Origin of the sequence: Mycobacterium sp. 852002-51613_SCH5001154 (assembly GCF_001667425.1) — a bacterium.
Classification (GTDB): domain Bacteria; phylum Actinomycetota; class Actinomycetes; order Mycobacteriales; family Mycobacteriaceae; genus Mycobacterium.
This window is the reverse complement of the sequence record NZ_LZII01000073.1, coordinates 1-18,259: the sequence shown is the minus strand read 5'-3', so window position 1 is coordinate 18,259 and position 18,259 is coordinate 1. Positions and strand designations below refer to the sequence as shown.

At 67.3% G+C, this 18,259-nt stretch carries 13 protein-coding genes, 1 tRNA gene and 2 pseudogenes; 9 read left to right on the top strand and 7 right to left on the bottom strand.

All coding sequences use genetic code 11. The features are described 5' to 3' along the window. Positions 1 to 98: 98 nt before the first annotated feature. On the bottom strand, positions 99 to 2,759 hold the full coding sequence (gene polA / locus A5750_RS19260; protein WP_197505472.1) for a DNA polymerase I: 2,661 nt from the start codon (positions 2,757 to 2,759) through the stop codon (positions 99 to 101). Between the two features lie 145 nt (positions 2,760 to 2,904). Between polA and A5750_RS19255 the strand changes: the two genes are divergently transcribed. Continuing rightward, positions 2,905 to 3,345, top strand: a complete 441-nt coding sequence (locus tag A5750_RS19255) for a Zn-ribbon domain-containing OB-fold protein (RefSeq protein ID WP_067264988.1) — start codon at positions 2,905 to 2,907, stop codon at positions 3,343 to 3,345. After that, positions 3,345 to 4,541 carry a lipid-transfer protein gene (locus A5750_RS19250; RefSeq protein WP_067264986.1) on the top strand — a complete coding sequence of 399 codons (1,197 nt, stop codon included), beginning with the start codon at positions 3,345 to 3,347 and terminating at the stop codon, positions 4,539 to 4,541. Before A5750_RS19255 ends, A5750_RS19250 begins: the two co-directional genes overlap by 1 nt. Positions 4,542 to 4,554: 13 nt before the next feature. Here A5750_RS19250 and A5750_RS19245 read toward each other — a convergent pair whose 3' ends face one another. Further along, complete coding sequence (locus A5750_RS19245; RefSeq protein WP_197505468.1) at positions 4,555 to 5,172, bottom strand: ANTAR domain-containing response regulator; 618 nt, start codon at positions 5,170 to 5,172, stop codon at positions 4,555 to 4,557. A gap of 113 nt (positions 5,173 to 5,285) precedes the next feature. On the opposite strand from A5750_RS19245, the gene A5750_RS19240 reads away from it, so the two are divergent. Beyond that, positions 5,286 to 5,362, top strand: a tRNA-Leu gene (locus A5750_RS19240). Positions 5,363 to 5,689: 327 nt separating this feature from the next. Here A5750_RS19240 and A5750_RS25945 read toward each other — a convergent pair. Continuing rightward, complete coding sequence (locus tag A5750_RS25945; RefSeq protein WP_156659506.1) at positions 5,690 to 5,878, bottom strand: hypothetical protein; 189 nt, start codon at positions 5,876 to 5,878, stop codon at positions 5,690 to 5,692. Between the two features lie 212 nt (positions 5,879 to 6,090). Between A5750_RS25945 and A5750_RS19235 the strand changes: the two genes are divergently transcribed. The 6 genes and pseudogenes from A5750_RS19235 (at position 6,091) to cydC (ending at position 14,062) form a co-directional block, all read left to right on the top strand. Next, positions 6,091 to 7,431 (top strand): adenylate/guanylate cyclase domain-containing protein, encoded by a 1,341-nt coding sequence (locus A5750_RS19235; RefSeq protein WP_066953336.1) that lies wholly within the window; start codon positions 6,091 to 6,093, stop codon positions 7,429 to 7,431. A gap of 29 nt (positions 7,432 to 7,460) precedes the next feature. Further along, complete coding sequence (locus A5750_RS19230; protein WP_156659508.1) at positions 7,461 to 8,051, top strand: HdeD family acid-resistance protein; 591 nt, start codon at positions 7,461 to 7,463, stop codon at positions 8,049 to 8,051. Positions 8,052 to 8,140: 89 nt separating this feature from the next. After that, positions 8,141 to 9,613 (top strand): cytochrome ubiquinol oxidase subunit I, encoded by a 1,473-nt coding sequence (locus tag A5750_RS19225; RefSeq protein ID WP_066953165.1) that lies wholly within the window; start codon positions 8,141 to 8,143, stop codon positions 9,611 to 9,613. A gap of 34 nt (positions 9,614 to 9,647) precedes the next feature. Further along, positions 9,648 to 10,688, top strand: a complete 1,041-nt coding sequence (gene cydB / locus A5750_RS19220) for a cytochrome d ubiquinol oxidase subunit II (RefSeq protein ID WP_066953167.1) — start codon at positions 9,648 to 9,650, stop codon at positions 10,686 to 10,688. Between the two features lie 98 nt (positions 10,689 to 10,786). After that, positions 10,787 to 12,376 carry a thiol reductant ABC exporter subunit CydD gene (gene cydD, locus A5750_RS19215; protein ID WP_067264980.1) on the top strand — a complete coding sequence of 530 codons (1,590 nt, stop codon included), beginning with the start codon at positions 10,787 to 10,789 and terminating at the stop codon, positions 12,374 to 12,376. Further along, positions 12,363 to 14,062: pseudogene (cydC, locus tag A5750_RS19210) on the top strand (thiol reductant ABC exporter subunit CydC). Before cydD ends, cydC begins: the two are co-directional and overlap by 14 nt. Positions 14,063 to 14,145: 83 nt before the next feature. On the opposite strand, the pseudogene A5750_RS26665 reads toward cydC, so the two are convergent. The 4 genes and pseudogenes from A5750_RS26665 to A5750_RS19190 form a co-directional block, all read right to left on the bottom strand. Then, positions 14,146 to 14,940, bottom strand: a pseudogene (locus tag A5750_RS26665) (bifunctional lysylphosphatidylglycerol flippase/synthetase MprF); the annotation flags it as partial. Between the two features lie 605 nt (positions 14,941 to 15,545). Then, positions 15,546 to 16,421 carry an acyl-CoA thioesterase II gene (locus A5750_RS19200; RefSeq protein ID WP_156664367.1) on the bottom strand — a complete coding sequence of 292 codons (876 nt, stop codon included), beginning with the start codon at positions 16,419 to 16,421 and terminating at the stop codon, positions 15,546 to 15,548. Between the two features lie 25 nt (positions 16,422 to 16,446). Next, positions 16,447 to 17,865, bottom strand: coding sequence for a pyruvate kinase (gene pyk, locus A5750_RS19195; RefSeq protein WP_066953177.1), 1,419 nt, complete (start codon positions 17,863 to 17,865; stop codon positions 16,447 to 16,449). A gap of 66 nt (positions 17,866 to 17,931) precedes the next feature. Beyond that, positions 17,932 to 18,259: DUF2752 domain-containing protein (locus A5750_RS19190; protein ID WP_067264966.1), on the bottom strand; the 328-nt coding region annotated here is incomplete at its 5' end.

Genomic DNA, 18,259 nt, shown 5'->3' with positions numbered 1-18,259 from the left:
CGCGACACCGGGCATTTGCCCACGGCGAAAGTGACGGCAACGCGAATTTCGCGGCAATTTTCTCTCCGCCAGATCATCCTCGTCCACTGACGCCGCCGTCAATGCGCTGCCGCGTCCCATGAACGGCCGTAGCCCACCGAGACCTCCAGCGGGACATCGAGCGGATAGGCGCCGCCCATCTTCGCGCGGGCCAGCGCCTCGAGCTGGTCCCGCTCGCCCGGGGCGATTTCGAACAGGAGTTCGTCATGCACCTGCAGCAACATGCGGGACTTCAGTCCGGCGTCTTTGATCGCCTTGTCGACCTCGATCATCGCGACCTTGATGATGTCGGCGGCGCTGCCCTGGATGGGCGCGTTGAGCGCCGCCCGCTCGGCGGCCTCCCGCACCTGGCGATTGCTGCTGTCCAGCTCGGGAAGGTAGCGGCGGCGGCCCAGCACCGTCGAGGTGTAGCCGTCCTTGCGGGCCTGCTCCACGATGTTCATCAGGTAGTCGCGCACCCCGCCGAACCGGGCGAAGTAGGCGTCCATCTGTTCCTTCGCCTCTTCGGTGGAGATCTTCAGCTGCTGCGACAGGCCGTAGGCGCTCAATCCGTAGGCCAGCCCATACGACATCGCCTTGACCCGGCGGCGCAGCTCGGCGGTGACCTCGTCGATCGGCACGCCGAATGCGCGGGACGCGACGAACGAGTGCAGGTCCTCCCCCGTGTTGAACGCCTCGATCAGGCCCTCGTCCCGGGACAGGTGCGCCATGATCCGCATCTCGATCTGGCTGTAGTCGGCGGTCATCAGCTCGCTGTAGCCGTCGCCGACCACGAATGCGTCGCGGATCCTCCGGCCGGCCTCGGTACGGATCGGAATGTTCTGCAGGTTCGGCTCGGTCGACGACAGCCGGCCCGTCGCCGCGATGGTCTGGTTGAACGTGGTGTGGATACGCCCGTCCGAGGCCACCGAATTCAGCAAACCATCGACGGTCACCTTGAGCCGGGTGGCGTCGCGGTGGGTCAGCAGGTGCTGCAGGAACGGATGGCCCGTCTTGTCGAACAGTGACTGCAGGGCGTCGGCGTCGGTGGTGTAGCCGGTCTTGGTGCGCTTGGTCTTCGGCATCTCCAGCTCGTCGAAGAGCACCGCCTGCAGCTGTTTCGGCGAGCCCAGGTTGATCTGTTTGCCGATGACCGCGTAGGCCGCTTCGGCCGCGTCGCGGATCTGGTGGGCGAAATCGCTCTGCAGCTCGCCGAGCAGATCCAAATCGACTGCGATACCGGTGTGTTCCATCCCGGCCAGCACCCGCTGCACCGGCAGCTCCATGCCGCCGAGCAGCGACGTGGAGTTGATGCGGGCGAGCTCTTCGTCGAGCGCGTCGGACAGATCCAGCACCGCCACGGCCCGCAGGATCAGCGTCTGCACCGCCTGGTCGTCCGTTCCTTCGGAATCGTCCAGCAGCGAAAGCTGTTGCTGCTCAGGGGTTTCCGCGCGCAACTCCCTGCGCAGGTAGCGCAGCGACAGGTCCTCGAGGGAAAAGCTGCGCTGCCCGGGCCGCAGCAGGTAGGCGGCCAGCGCGGTATCGGAGGTGACGCCGGCCAGCGTCCAGCCCCGGCCGGCGAGGTCGTGCATCGCCAGCTTGGCCTCGTGCAGCGCCTTGGGCGGACCCGGGTCGGCCAGCCAGGACGCCAGCGCCGCCTCGTCGTCGGGATCCAGCGTCGAGGTGTCGATGTAGCGGCCCTCACCGTCGGCGGAGACGATGGCCACCGCGGTGGCGTCGGCGTCGTAGGCCAAATGCGTGCCGACGACGGCCAGCCCGAACCGCTTGCCCGAGCTGTGCTCCGCCAGCCACACCGCCAGCTCGCCGGGCTGCAGCGCGCCCCCGCGGACATCGAAACCGGCGTCGACCTCGGGCTCTGCCGCCGCCAGGGTGTCGAACAACCGGTCGCGCAACACCCGGAACTCCAGGTCGTCGAAGAGCCGGTGAATGTGGTCGCGGTCCCAGGGCTGCATGCGCAGCGTGTCCGGGGTCTGCGCCAGCGGCACGTCCTTGACGAGATCGGTCAGCTCGCGGTTGCGGATCACGCTGGCCAGGTTGGCCCGCAGCGCGTCGCCGACCTTGCCGCGCACTGAGTCGACATTGTCCACCAGCCCCTGCAGCGAGCCGTATTCGACGATCCATTTGGACGCGGTCTTCTCCCCGACCCCTGGGATGCCTGGCAGGTTGTCGCTCGGATCGCCACGCAGGGCCGCGAAGTCCGGGTATTGCGTGGGGGTCAGCCCGTACTTCTCGACGACCGCGTCCGGCGTGAACCGGGTGAGTTCGCTGACGCCCTTGCGCGGGTAGAGGACGGTGACGTCGTCGCTGACGAGCTGCAGGGAGTCCCGGTCCCCCGTGACCACCAGGACGCGGAAGCCCTCGTTCTCGGCCTGGGTGGCCAGCGTCGCGATGAGGTCGTCGGCCTCGAAGCCCGGCTCGGCCAGCACCGTGATGCCCAGCGCGTTAAGCACCTCTTTGGTGATGTCGATCTGGCCGTGAAACTCGTCCGGCGTCGACGAGCGGTTCGCCTTGTACTCGGGGTAGCGCTCGGAACGGAAGGTCTGCCGGGACACGTCGAACGCGGCGGCGACGTGGGTCGGGCCCTCGTCGCGCAACAGGTTGATCAGCATTGCGGTGAAGCCGTACACCGCGTTGGTGGTCAGGCCGCCGCGGGTCTTGAAGTTCTCGGCGGGCAGCGCGTAGAAGGCGCGGAAGGCCAGCGAATTGCCGTCCAGCAGCATCAGCGTCGGCTTGGTCTGCTCCTCGCTGGCGATACTCACGGCTCACACTCTAGGCATCCGGTACGACGAGGCATGCGCCCCAACCACCCGGGGCCAGAACTGCAACACGTTTCAGTTTTGTATCGGGGCTGGGTAGTCTGGCCGAGTGCCAGAGGTCACCAGCCAAGAGCCCGCTATCGACGGATGGTTCGCAACCGACGCCACCGGAAGCGCCCACTTGATCGGCGGTAAGTGCCCCGAGTGCGGCACCTATGTCTTCCCGCCGCGCGAGAACAACTGCCCCAACCCGGGCTGCGCCAGCGACACACTGGAGCCCGTCGCGTTGTCCACCCGGGGAACGTTGTGGAGCTACACCGAGAACCGATATCCGCCGCCACCGCCCTACCCGGCCCCGGATCCCTTCGAGCCGTTCGCCATCGCCGCGGTCGAGCTGGCCGACGAGGGAATCATCGTGCTGGGCAAGGTAGTTGAGGGCACGCTGGCCGCCGATTTGAAGGTCGGCATGGAGATGGAGCTGACCACCATGCCGCTGTTCACCGACGACGACGGCGTACAGCGCCTCGTCTATGCGTGGAGGATTGCCTGATGCCCGAACCGCTGTACATTCTCGGCGCCGGCATGCACCCCTGGGGCAAGTGGGGCCGCGACTTCACTGAGTACGGGGTGGTCGCCGCACGCGCCGCGCTGGCCGAGGCCGGCCTGGACTGGACACAGATCCAGTTGGTCGCCGGCGCGGACACCATCCGTAACGGCTACCCGGGCTTCATCGCCGGGTCGACGTTCGCCCAGAAGCTGGGCTGGAACGGCGTCCCGGTCAGCTCGAGCTACGCCGCGTGTGCGAGCGGTTCCCAGGCGCTGCAGAGCGCGCGGGCCCAAATCCTGGCCGGTTTTTGCGACGTCGCGCTGGTGATCGGCGCCGACACCACCCCGAAGGGCGCGTTCGCTCCCGTCGGCGGAGAACGCAAGAACGACCCAGACTGGCAGCGGTTCCACCTGATCGGCGCGATGAACCCGGTCTACTTCGCGCTGCTGGCGCGTCGCCGGATGGACCTCTACGGCGCGACGGCCGAGGACTTCGCCCAGGTGAAGGTGAAGAACTCGCGGCACGGCCTGCAGAACCCGAATGCCCGCTACCGCAAGGAAGCTTCGGCCGACGACGTGTTCGCCAGCCCCGTGGTGGCCGACCCGTTGCGACAGCTCGACATCTGCGCCACCTCCGACGGTGCGGCGGCCCTGATCGTCGCCAGCGCCGAGTTCGCCCGCAAGCACCTCGGCTCGCTCGACGGCGTCCCATCGGTGCGCGCGGTCAGCACGGTCACCCCCCGCTACCCGCAGCACCTGCCCGAATTACCAGACATCGCAACGGATTCCACCGCCACGGTGCCCGCACCGGAGCGGGTGTTCAAGGATCAGATCCTGGATGCGGCCTACGCCGAGGCGGGCATCGGGCCCGAGGATGTCAGCCTGGCCGAGGTCTACGACCTGTCGACCGCGCTCGAGCTCGACTGGTACGAGCACCTCGGGCTGTGCCCCAAGGGCGAGGCCGAGGCGCTGTTGCGCAGCGGCGCGACCACCATCGGCGGCAAGGTCCCGGTCAACCCGTCGGGCGGTCTGGCCTGCTTCGGCGAGGCCATCCCCGCCCAGGCCATCGCGCAGGTCTGCGAGCTGACCTGGCAGCTGCGCGGTCAGGCGACCGGCCGGCAGGTGGAGAACGCCACCGTCGGCGTCACCGCCAACCAGGGCCTGTTCGGACACGGCTCGTCGGTGATCGTGGCGCGCTGAACGACGCGCAGGGCTACTCGTCGGGGGTGTCGAGGGTTTCCAGGACGACTTCGGCGACCCGCTTCATCGTGGTGCGCCGGTCCATGGCGGCGCGCTGAATCCACTTGAACGCCTCGGGCTCGGTCATGCCCTGCTTCGTCTGCAGCAGGCCCTTGGCGCGTTCGACGAGCTTGCGGGTCTCCAGCCGCTCGGACAACGTCGCCACTTCGCGTTCCAGCTCGGTGACCTCACTGAAGCGGCTGACCGCCAACTCGATCGCCGGAATCAGGTCGCTGATCGTGAAGGGCTTCACCAGGTAGGCCATCGCCCCGGCATCGCGGGCGCGCTCGACCAAATCGCGCTGGCTGAACGCGGTCAGCACCACGATTGGTGCGATGCGCTTGCTGGCGATCTCGGACGCCGCGTCGATCCCGTCGCGGCGAGGCATCTTCACGTCCATGATCACGAGGTCGGGCCGATGTCGTTCGGCCAACTCGACGGCCTCCTGTCCGTCGCCGGCCTCCCCGACGATGTCGTAACCCTCCTCCCGCAGCATCTCGGCGAGGTCCATTCGGATCAGCGCTTCGTCTTCCGCGATCAGGACCCGGCGCGGCACAGCGGCGTCGGTGGTGTCGGTCGTGGGGCCTGTCATGACGGACATTCTCTCGTGAACGTGCGAGGCCAGCGACCTCGGGGCGGTGAGAAGGGTGTCTACGCCGAATCCTCTATGGTGGGAGGCTGCCTCTAAGGTAGGAGGCCGAGTAAGCCCTCGTATCCCAACTGGCAGAGGAAACGGACTCAAAACCCGTCCAGTGTGGGTTCGAATCCCACCGAGGGCACCACAGGCGGGACAGACAAGCAACGGCCCGTCAGGGCGTACCGGTGGCCCGGATCGAGTTGCCTCGCCTACCGATGCCAGCTGAGGTGACCCCGGCCCGGCATCCCCGCGAAACCGGTGCCTCCAAGCCCCAGGTTTGTTAAATGCGGAAAATCCGTGCCAAAGGTATGAACTCGCCCGAATTTAAATACCGCGCGCAATAAAGGGCACAGTTGCATTCAAATAGAATCGCGCCGGTTACACGATGAATTCATGCCATTTTCGGGGCCCCGCCGAGGCGCCAATCAGCGACCTATGACGCGCCAAGCGCGGCCGGGTTGCGACTGCCGCGTTAGCGGCTAATGCACACTTGTTCTTCCGAGTGCACCACGTTGACCTGCATCGGATCGTTCTGCATCGAGTCGGTGGCCACCCGCAACAACGAGCCCGCCCCGCCGCATCCGACCCCACAGGCGGGGGTTGCCGCCGCGGTGCACGCCAGCATTAGCGCGATCCCGATCCTGCTGCTGAGACTTGCCACACCGCACCCCCGCATTAGAGGAACACATGACCCACATCACAGCCCGACATATGTTTAATAACACGTCGGATAATTTTGTAAACCCCTTCAGCGGAAAATCTTTTTTTAATTTTCCGATGCCCCGAAGCGCCAGCCTGTCGACGGGCATCCGGCGCGTCGTCGGGACCCATTGACTGGCCCACGAACCGAGCTCAGCGGTTACGCTTTTGAATGTGGCGGCTAAGAAGTGCGGCGCCCCACCCGTGTCAGCCGGCTCGGCGAGACGCCCGGACTGCGTAGCCGCAGTGCGGGCGCAGACCCGCGACCGCAATCAGCACTACGCCGCCAGCGCCGCCCGCCGGGCCCGGATCCTGACTATCACCTCGTGGCTGGCCGTCATGGTGAGCGTGAGCTTCGTGCTCGTGCAGATCCTGGGCGGCACCTGGCTGTGGCAGGTCAGCTCGATCAACATCCTCGGCGCGATGATCTTTGCGATGGTCCCGTGGCTGCAGCGATTCGGCGAACTGGTTGCCCCGCTTACCTTTATGGGCGCGGCGTACGTGTCCGTCGTTGCCAGCTGCGTGGACGTCGGCACCGGGTCGGGCGCCCAGTTCTTCTTCCTGGTGGGCGCCTGCATCGTCGTGTTGTTACTGGGGATCGAACACATCGTGCTGGCGTCCGCGCTGGCCGCCATCGCCGCCGGCCTCATCGTCGCCGTCGAGTTCCTGGTCCCCCGCGACACCGGGCTGCAGCCGGCCTGGGCCCAATCGACCGGTTTCATCGTCACGGCGATTTCCAGCGTCGTGATGGTGGTCGTGACGGTGTGGTTCGCCCTGCGTGACACCGCGCGCGCCGAGGCCATGATGGAAACGCAGTACGAGCGTTCGGAGGCGTTGCTGGCCAACATGTTGCCGGCCAGCATCGCCGAGCGGCTCAAGGAGCCAGACCGCAGCGTCATCGCCGACAAGTTCGACGACGCCTCCGTCCTGTTCGCCGATATCGTCGGATTCACCGAGCGGGCCAGCGGCACGGCCCCGGCCGACCTGGTGCGGTTCCTGGACCGGTTGTACAGCGCCTTCGACGCACTGGTGGACAGGCACGGACTCGAGAAGATCAAAGTCAGCGGCGACTCCTACATGGTGGTCAGCGGCGTTCCGCGCGCCCGGTCCGACCACGCGCAGGCCCTCGCGGACTTCGCGCTCGACATGGCCAATGTTGCGGCCGGACTGCAGGATCCGCACGGCAACGCGGTTCCGCTGCGGGTGGGCATGGCATGCGGACCGGTGGTCGCCGGCGTGGTTGGTTCCCGGCGCTTCTTCTATGACGTGTGGGGTGACGCGGTCAATGTCGCGTCCCGGATGGAATCCACCGACTCGGTCGGCCGAATTCAGGTGCCCGAAGCCATGTACGAGCGCCTCAAGGACGACTTCGTGCTGCAGGAGCGCGGCCACATCGACGTCAAGGGCAAAGGCCTCATGCGCACCTGGTATCTGATCGGGCGCAAGGCGGCCGGCGAAACCACCGAGGAAACCACCGATCTGCTGGCAGGGGATTCGCGCACGGCCCACGTGTAGCCCAAAGTGCCCTATACCCAAGGCAGCGTTTGTGTCACACTGCGGCCATGCAAACCACACCTGGATCTCCCCCTGCTCCAAGTTTGTTGCCGCATCTGTGGAAATCGACCCTGTTGTCGGGAATTCTGTCGCTGGCCCTCGGTGTACTGATCTTGGCTTGGCCCGGAAGAACCATCGTCGTTGCCGCCATCTTCTTCGGCGCCTACCTTCTGATCACCGGTGTTGCGCAGGTGATCTTCGCGTTCAGCCTGCACGTCTCGGCGGGCAGCCGGATCTTATTGTTCATCAGCGGCGCGGCGTCGCTGATCCTGGCAATCTTGGCATTCCGCCATTTCGGCAACGCAATCCTGTTGTTAGCCATCTGGATTGGCATCGGGTTCATCTTCCGCGGCGTCGCCACGACGGTCTCGGCCATTCAGGACCCGCACCTGCCGGGGCGGGGATGGGCGATCTTCATCGGCCTCATCAGTCTGCTCGCCGGCATCGTCGTCCTGGCGTCACCGCTCGAATCGATTGTCACGCTGGCGCTGGTGGTCGGGGTCTGGTTCGTGGTCCTCGGCATCTTCGAGATCGTGTCGTCCTTCGGCATCCGCAAGGCCTCGAAGACACTGACCCCCTGAGGCGGCTCTGAAGTAGCGCCGCCCCTGGCTCTTCTACTACACTTCGTAGTAGCCGTGTCGTACGGCTCTGCAGTCTCGGGAGATGACAGATGAATGTCGTCGATATTTCGCGGTGGCAGTTCGGTATCACTACCGTCTACCACTTCATCTTCGTGCCGCTCACCATCGGTTTGGCGCCCCTGCTTGCGGTCATGCAGACGGTATGGGTGGTCACGGATAACACCGCGTGGTACCGGCTCACCAAGTTCTTCGGCAAGTTGTTCCTGATCAACTTCGCCATCGGCGTGGCGACGGGGATCGTCCAGGAATTCCAGTTCGGCATGAACTGGAGCGAGTATTCGCGGTTCGTCGGCGACATCTTCGGCGCGCCGCTGGCCATGGAGGGCCTGTTCGCCTTCTTCTTCGAGTCCACCTTTATCGGGTTGTGGATTTTCGGTTGGGGACGGCTGCCGAAGCTGATCCATCTGGCCTGCATCTGGATCGTCGCGATCGGCGTCAATGTGTCCGCGTTCTTCATCATCGTCGCGAACTCGTTCATGCAGCATCCAGTTGGCGCGCACTACAACCCGGCAACACATCGTGCCGAGCTGGACAGCATCACCGCGCTGCTCGGCAATAACACTGCGCGGTGGGCGTTTACCCACACGGTCACCGGTGCATTGCTGACCGCTGCGACGTTCGTCGCGGCCATCAGCGCGTGGTTCCTGGTCCGTTCGCGCCGCCCGGCGACCGCCACCCCCGCCGCGGAATCGGACGCGCGCTCCATGTTTCGGCCGGCGGCCGTCCTGGGGTGCTGGGTGGTGTTGCTCGCGGCCGTCGGCCTGTTCTTCACCGGTGACCGCCAGGGCAAGCTGATGTTCGTCCAGCAACCGATGAAGATGGCGTCGGCGGAGTCGTTGTGTGGCACCGAGACCGACCCCGACTTCTCGATTCTCACCGTCGGCACGCACAACAACTGCGACAGCATCACCCGCGTCATCGAGGTCCCCTACGTGCTGCCGTTCCTCGCGGAGGGACGGACCAGCGACGTGACGTTGCAGGGCGTGCGCAATATCCAGCAGGACTTCGAGCAACGATTCGGCCCAAACGACTACCGGCCCAACCTGTTTGTCACCTACTGGTCGTTCCGCGCGATGATCGGGTTCCTGGCCGTTCCGATATTGTTCGCGCTGGCCGCGCTCTGGCTCACCCGCGGTGGCCGAGTGCCCAACCAGCGGTGGTTCTCCTGGCTGGCGCTGCTGACCATTCCCACGCCGTTCCTGGCGAACATTTCCGGGTGGGTGTTCACCGAAATGGGACGGCAACCCTGGATCGTCGCACCGAATCCGACCGGCGACCAACAGGTTCGGTTCACCGTCCGTGAGGCCGTCTCACACCATGCGCCCGGCATGGTCGTCACCTCCCTGGTGACGTTCACCCTCGTCTACGCGGTGCTCGCGGTCATCTGGTTCTGGCTGCTCAAGCGGTACGTCACCGAAGGGCCGCGGGAACACGACGCCGAACCGGCTCCCCCGCCGGCACCCCATGACGACGAGGTGGCGCCGCTCTCGTTCGCCTACTAGGCCGGGACCGACAAACTCAGAAAGGGGCTGACCGATGGGACTCCAGCAGTTGTGGTTCGGCATCATCGGGTTGCTGTTCCTCGGTTTCTTCGTTCTGGAGGGCTTCGATTTCGGCGTAGGCATGCTGATGGAACCGCTCGCCCGCGTGGGAATCGGCGAGGCCGAACCCATTCGGCGCACGGCGCTCAACACCATCGGCCCGGTCTGGGACGGCAACGAAGTGTGGCTGATCGTGGGTGGCGCGGGCATGTTCGCCGCGTTTCCCGGCTGGTATGCCACCGTGTTCTCCACCCTGTACCTGCCGCTGCTGGCCATCCTGTTCGGGATGATCCTGCGCGCCGTGGCGATCGAGTGGCGCGGCAAGGTCGATGACACAAAGTGGCGCGGCTGGGCCGATTTCGGCATCGCCGCCGGTTCCTGGCTGCCCGCCGTTTTGTGGGGCGTCGCCTTCGCCATCCTCGTCCGCGGCCTGCCGGTGGACGCCGACGGGCAGGTCAACCTGTCGATCACCGACGTCCTCAACGCTTACACGCTGCTGGGCGGCTTGGCCACGGCCGGACTGTTTCTGCTCTACGGAGCGGTGTTCATCTCGCTGAAGACCTCCGGGGCCATCCGCGAAGACGCCCACCGGCTGGCGGTCTGGCTGTCGCTGCCGGTGACCGGACTGGTTGCGGGCTTTGGCATCTGGACACAACTGGCCTACGGCAAGGGCTGGACCTGGCTGGTACTCGCCGCCGCCGTGGTGGCGCAGCTGGCGGCGGTGTTGCTGGTGTGGCGGCGCATCTCCGACGGCTGGGCGTTCGCCTGCACCGCGGCCGTCGTTGTTGCGGTGGTAATCCTGTTGTTCGGCGCGCTGTACCCGAACCTGGTGCCGTCCACGCTGAACAAGCAGTGGAGCCTGACGATTTACAACGCCTCGTCGACGCCGTACACCCTCAAGGTCATGACGTGGGTGACCGCGTTCATGGCTCCGCTGACGGTGGTATACCAAGCGTGGTCGTACTGGGTGTTCCGGCAACGGATCTCGGCGGACCGGATACCGCCGTCCATCGGCCTGGCGAGGCGGGTGCCCTGAGCGCGACCGATTCGCCGCCCGGCTCGAGAGCGCGGGGCCCACTGGACCCGCGACTGTGGCAGGCATCTAGCGCCCTGCGCCGCTACCTGACCGCGACGGTGTGCTGCGGGGCGGTGATCTCCGGCTGCGCGGTCGGCTCGGCGATCGTGCTGGCGGGTGTGGTTGCCCGAGCCGTCAGCGATCGCTCGGCGCACGGCCTGCGCGTCTGGCTCGTGCCGCTGTCGGTCCTGTTGCTGCTGTGGACCCTTCGCACGTTGGCGCACTGGTTGCAGGCCCGGTTGGGTCAACGCGGCGCCAGCGCGGTCATCGCCGATCTGTCCGGTCAGGTGCTCACGGCGGTGACCGCCCGCCAGCCCGGTGAGCTCGCCGGCCAGCGGGATGCCGCCGCGGTGGTGGTCACGCGAGGCCTCGACGGCCTACGCCCCTACTTCACCGGATACCTGCCCACGTTGCTGCTCGCCGGGATCCTCACCCCGGCCACCGTCGCCGTCATCGCTCTCTACGACCTGAAATCGGCGGCGATCGTGGCGATCACCTTGCCGCTCATACCGATTTTCATGGTCCTGATCGGGCTGGCAACCGCCGACCGGTCGGCGGCGGCCCTGGCCGCGATGACGACACTGCAGGGGCGCTTGCTCGATCTCATCGCCGGCATCCCCACCCTGCGGGCGCTGGGACGCGGTCGGGGCCCGGAGCGCCGCATCGCCGAACTGGCTGCCGCCCATCGCCGCTCGGCCATGGCGACGCTCCGGATCGCGTTCCTGTCAGCACTGGTGCTGGAACTGCTGGCGACGCTGGGCGTGGCTCTGATCGCGGTGGGGATCGGATTCCGCCTGGTGTTCGGCGAGATGACGCTCGCGACCGGCCTCACTGTGCTGTTGCTGGCGCCCGATGTCTACTGGCCGCTGCGCCGCATCGGCGTGGAATTCCATGCCGCACAGGACGGAAGAACCGCCGCAGACAAGGCCTTTGCCCTCATCGGCGAGCCAGCCCCAGCAAAGGCCCGAGGTGAGACGGTCACCGCCCGCGGGGCGGAAATCCGCCTCGACAGGCTCAGCGTCGCCGGTCGCGACGGCAACGCGCCGCACGACCTCGCCGGGCTCATCGAACCGGGCGCGGTGACGGTGCTGACCGGGCGCAACGGTGCCGGCAAAAGCACGACCCTGCAGGCGATCACCGGGGTCACCGTCCCGTCCTCGGGCCGGGTCACCGTGGCCGGCGTCGACGTCGCCGATCTGGAGCCGGGCGCCTGGTGGCGGCAGTTGTCGTGGCTTCCGCAGCGCCCGGCGCTCGTCCCGGGCACGGTGCGGGACAACCTGGTCCTGTTCGGCGAGCTGGACCACCTCGAAACGGCTTGTGCAGCATCCGATTTCGATACGGTGCTGGCCGAACTGCCCGATGGGCTGGACACGGTGCTCGGCCGTGGCGGCGTCGGCCTGTCACTGGGGCAGCGGCAACGGCTCGGCCTCGCCCGAGCGCTCGGATCGTCCGCGCCCGTGCTGCTGCTCGACGAGCCCACCGCGCACCTCGACGCGAACGCCGAGGAACGCGTGTTGCGGGCCATCGTGGAGCGCGCCCGTTCGGGTGCGACCGTCGTCGTTGTCGGGCACCGCGCACCGGTTCTGGCGATCGGTGACCGGGTGGTCGAGGTGGTCGCCGACAGTGGGGTGCGTTATGTCCCGGCCTGATCCGCTGTTGGCGGCCGCGCCCCTGCTGCGGCCCCGACTTCCCCGGCTATTTGCGGCGATCGCGCTGGGTGTGCTTTCGCTGGGCAGCGCGCTCGCACTGGCCGGTGTCTCGGCCTGGCTCATCACGCGGGCCTGGCAGATGCCGCCGGTGCTGGACCTGTCGGTCGCGGCCGTCGCGGTGCGCGCTTTCGCGATTTCGCGGGGGGTGTTGCACTACTGCGAGCGGCTGGTCACCCACGACGCCGCGCTGCGCGCGGCCGGCACCGCCCGGGCGGGGATCTATCACCGGCTGGCCCACGGGCCGGCGGCGGCCGCCGTCCGGCTGCACAGCGGCGAGCTCGTCACCCGCGTGGGCTCCGATGTCGAAGAACTGGCCAACGTGCTGGTGCGTGCCGTGGTGCCGATCGGGGTCGCGGCGGTGCTGGGGCTGGCGGCGACCGTGGTGGTCGCGGCCATCTCGCTGCCGGCGGCGGCGGTACTGGCGATCTGCCTGCTGGTCGCGGGCCTCGTCGCACCGCGGTCGGCGGCGAGGGCCGCGGCCAGCCAGGAAAGCCTCGCCCGGCAGCATCATTCCGACCGCGATACATCTGCGATGATCGCTCTGGAACACGCACCCGAGCTCCGTGTCGCCGGCCTGCTCCCCCGCATCATCGCCGAATCGCAACGCCGCCAACGCGCGTGGGGCGCGGCGCTCGACGCGGCCGCCAGGCCTGCCGCCCTCGCCGAGGCCGCGCCGACGGCCGCAATCGGGGCCAGCGTGCTCGGCTCGGTGGTGGCCGGTATCTGGCTGGCCCCTTCGGTCGCGCCCACGACGCTCGCCGTCCTGATGTTGTTGCCGCTGTCCGCCTTCGAGGCGATGACATCCTTGCCCGCCGCCGCGGTCCAGCTGACGCGATCGCGCATCGCCGCCCGCCGCCTGCTGGACCTGACGGTGAGCGACCGCCCGCATCAGCCCGAATCGCCTGCGGCCCAACCGCGCCCCGGCGCCGCGCTGTCCGCCAACATTCGGGCCGGGCACGCCGGAGCCGCCCGCTCGAACCGCATCACGCTGGAGCTGCCCCAGGGTGCCCGGCTGGCGGTCACCGGCGCCAGCGGGTGCGGCAAGACCACGCTGCTGATGACGCTCGCCGGGCTGCTTCCGCCGCTCGAGGGGCGGGTGCGGCTCGGCGGCACCGATCTGACCGCCTTCCACGAAGACGACTTGCGCGGCGCCGTCAGCTTTTTCGCCGAGGACGCGCATATCTTCGCCACCACGGTTCGAGACAACCTGCTGGTGGCCCGCGGCGACTGCCGGGACGCCGAACTGGAGGTCGCGCTGGGCGCGGTCGGGCTGGGCGCCTGGCTCGCCGGTCTGCCCGAGAACCTGTCGACGGTGTTGACCGGTGGCGCGCAGGCGCTTTCGGGCGGTCAGCGCAGGAGGTTGCTACTGGCGCGGGCGATGCTCTCGCCCGCCCGGATCGTGCTGCTCGACGAGCCGACCGAACACCTGGATGCCGCCGACGCCGAACCGATACTCCGCGACCTGCTGGGGCCGAATTCCCCGCTGATGTCGGCCGATCGGACCGTGGTGGTGGCCACCCACCACCTGCCCGAAAGCATCGGGTGTCGCGAACTGCACCTCGGTGCGCTCAGAGGTGACGCCGGCGCGGCATGAACTCCAGCGACAGCAACACGATCAACAACTGAACGATCTGAGTCATGGAGACCAGCGCGTAGCGCTGGGAGTCCAGCGCGTGGAACTTGCGCACATAGCGGTACAGCGACTCGAGCGCGATCAGCGGGTCGAGGACATGGATCAACCGATAGAAGACGCGCTGGATGCGGCTGCGATTCTTCTCGTCGAAGATTTCCGGGAACGCGGCGAACGCGAGGGAAAGCCGTTGGGCGCCATTCTCTTTGCCGGCCATGATCATGTCCACGCTGAGGCGTTCGTCGATGCCATTGGGGGCTCCGCGCCGGCGCCACGGCACGTCGAGCGTGATGTCGCTGCCGCCACCGGCGGTCGCGTAGCGGTGGAATCCCTGCACCTTGCCCGAGGCGTCCCGGGCGAGGATCAGCTGGATGCCGGGGAACCGGCCCTCCAGCACGCCGTCGAGGTTCATGTGGAATCCGCGCTCGGTGTGGGCCGCCTTACTCGACGCGCGGACCACCTCGGTCAGCTCGGCCAGTTGCTCATCGCTGAGTTCCTGCTCCCCGACGATCTCGGTCGTGATGCCGCAGTTGTGGGAGCGCTTCACCGCCTGGCGCAGGTTGCGGAACTTGCGTCCCACCATGTCGAAACCGGTGACGTCGACGACGACGTCACGCCCTATCGGCACCGCCCGCAGCGACTGTCCGAGCACCGCGGCGTCGTTCCACAATTCGAGCCGTCGCTCGCCGCAACCGACCACCGCGATTCGCCAGCCGTGGGTATGGCACATGGCGGCGAAGTCGGCGACCAGCTCAGGGAATCGAGACTCGTCACCGATCGGGTCACCGCCGACCACGGCGATACCCAGGCGCGTCCGGTAGGCCAGCGCGGCGGTGCCGTCCGCGGTGAAGTGGTAACTCTTACCGGTCTGCATCGCGAAGGGCGCGAGCGGATCATCCCGGGTGGCCTGGATCAATTGCCACACCCGGGGCAGATCCTCCGGACGCGGATGCGACGACGTCGGCCACATCAACACCATGCCGGAGCTGGCGATCACCAGGTCGCCGAGAAGATCGAAGGACAGCACGTACAGGCCCAGCCCGGCCAGCACGAACAACAACGCCGCGACGGCGTGCATGGCCGTCACGGGACGCCCCAGGAAGATGCCGCGTGCGATCCACGTCACCGCGACCAGGACGGTCAGCGACCAGGCCAACCGATCGGTGTAGTGCCACGCCGGCTGGTGATGGTGGCGGACAAGGATTTCGGCCAGCCAGCAGGTGGCGCTCAACAGCGCCAGCGCACCGATCAGCCGGGCCGCCCGCGAATGGACCGAGACGACCACGCGTTCCCGCGCGCGCGCCTTCGCAGAGACGTCGACCAACGGCCCGCTCACACTCACCTCCCGATGCGCTGAAATCCCAGCTGGGCGGCTGTTTGCCGCCTCTGCACCGAATACCCGGCAGCTAAAAACTTACGCGCGATACCGGCCCTGACGGGCCGATTTCACCGCGATGTCCTGCGGGTACTCCGCCCTGTCTATCGGCGGGCGGGCGGAAAGTATTTCAGCACTCCTTCTTGGACCACCGTGGCGAGGAGCTGCCCGGAGCGATCGAAGAAGTGGCCGGTGCCGAGCCCGCGCGAATCGGCGGCCACCGGCGACGACGTCGAATACAAGACCCAGTCGTCGAAGTCGACCTGCCGGTGAAACCACACCGAGTGGTTGGCGGAGGCGGCGAAGATGCGGTCGAAACCCCACGACAGTCCATGGGTGGTGATCACCGAGTCCAGCACCGTGGTGTCCGAGGAGTACACCATGGTCGCGGTGTGCAGCACCGGGTCGTCGGGCATGGTGCCGCCGGCCTTCATCCACACCCGGTTGTGCGGAAGCCGGTCGCCCTTCTCGCGCATCACCCAGGCCGGGTCGTTGGTGTAGCGCCACTCGATCGGCTGCAGCGCGTTGACGAAGTGCGGGACGGTCTCCTCGTAGCCGCGAAGCAGCTCGCTGATCGGCGGCTGCGTCTCGGGCTCGCCCACCTGCGGCGGGTCGACGGCGTGTTCGAGGCCGCGGCCGCCGGACATGTAAGAGATCATCGCCGAGGACAACAGAACGCCGTCCTGCACCGCGTCCACGCGCCGGTTGGCGAAGCGCCGCTCGTCACGCAGCCGGGTGACGTGGAATTCGATGTCCCTGGCGGTGTCACCGCCGTTGATGAAGTGCACCGACAGCGCGCTTGGCGGCAGGTCGTCGCGGGCCAGCGAGCGGCTGCTCGCGACGAACGACTGGGCCATCAGCTGCCCGCCGAACGTCCGCAGCGGGTTCTTGCTGGGATGAGACCCGATGAAACGGTCGTCGTCGACCCGATTGAGGTCGAGGGTCGCAAGCAGTTCCTTGAAGTCGGAATCGGTGCTGATTGCGGCCTCTCCTTGGCTCAATTGCTTAGACGTCGTCCTCACCGATCCGGTGCACATGGATGAGGTTGGTCGACCCTACAGTGCCAGGTGGCGCGCCGGCCACGATCACCACCAGATCACCGCGCTTGTAGCGACCGAGTTCCAGCAGCGACTTGTCGACCTGGCGGATCATGCCGTCGGTGGAGGTCATCATCGGGACGATGAACGTCTCGGTGCCCCACGTCATGGCAAGTTGGCTGCGGACCTCGGGCCACGCGGTGAAGGCCAGCAGCGGCAGCGGGGTGTGCAGGCGCGCCAGCCGCTTGACGGTGTCGCCGGACTGGGTGAAGGCGACCAGCGCCTTGGCGTCCAGGCGCTCGCCGATGTCGCGGGCGGCGTAGGAGATCACCCCGCGCTTGGTGCGCGGCACGTGCGTCAGCGGCGGAGCGGCGGTGGAATTGTCTTCGACGGCGCAGATGATCCGCGACATGGTCCGCACGGCCGCCAGCGGGTACTTCCCGACCGACGTCTCGCCGGACAGCATCACCGCGTCGGCGCCGTCGAGCACGGCGTTGGCCACGTCGGACGCCTCGGCGCGCGTCGGCCGGGAGTTCTCGATCATGGAGTCGAGCATCTGGGTCGCCACGATGACGGGTTTGGCGTTCTCCCGGGCCATCTGGATGGCCCGCTTCTGCACCAGCGGCACCTCTTCCAGCGGCAGCTCGACGCCGAGGTCGCCGCGGGCCACCATGATGGCGTCGAAGGCCAGCACGATCGCTTCCAGATTGTCCACGGCTTCCGGCTTTTCCAGCTTGGCGATCACCGGCACCCGCCGCCCGACCCGGTCCATCACTTCGTGCACCAGCTCGACGTCGGACGGCGAGCGCACGAAGGACAGTGCGACCAGGTCGACACCGAGGTCCAGCGCGAACGTGAGATCCTCGATGTCCTTCTCCGACAAGGCCGGAGCGGTCACATTCATCCCCGGCAGTGACATGCCCTTGTTGTTGCTGACCGGGCCACCTTCGGTGACGGTGCAGATCACGTCGTCGCCATCGATGCCTGAAACGACCAGCCCGATGTTGCCGTCGTCGACCAGCACCCGGTCACCGACCGCGGCGTCCGTCGCCAGCCTCTTGTAAGTGGTCGACACGCGGTCGTGGCTGCCTTCGCAGTCGGCGACGGTGATGCACACGGTTTCGCCGTCGGCCCAGTACGTGGCCCCGGTGGCGAACCGGCCCAGCCTGATCTTCGGGCCCTGCAGGTCGGCGAGTACACCGACCGCGCGGCCGGTGGTGTCGGAAGCGGCCCGTACCCGCTCATAGGCGGCCTTGTGGTCGGAGTAGTCGCCGTGACTGAAGTTCAACCGGGCGACGTCCATTCCCGCCTCGACCAGCGCCAGGATCAGCTCGTCCGAATTTGTCGCAGGGCCAAGGGTGCAGACGATCTTCCCGCGTCTACTCACGCCGACCCAGCATAGTCGCGTGGGTCCGCCACGGTCCGACCGAACGGGGTGTCGCGCTGTGCGTGGTTAACCACTATTAATCGCCGGAAACAGGGGGAAGCCCGGCAGGTTACGCAGCACGGTCCAAGCGATGATCGCCACCACCATCGTCAGCCACGCCGGCGTCGAGAGCGCCGGTCTGCCACGGCCCCGGCGGATCAGCAGCCATCCGGCCAGCATCGGGATGCCGACCAAGAGGAAAACGTTGTCGTTGACGGCGGCGAACAGGTCGCCGTGCAGCAGATCGTGCGTCATCCGCAGGCCACCGCAGAACGGGCAATTCCAGCCGGTGAGCAATTTGAAGGGGCACTGGGGATACAACGAATTGGTGTTGTGCGGGTCGACCAGGCCGACG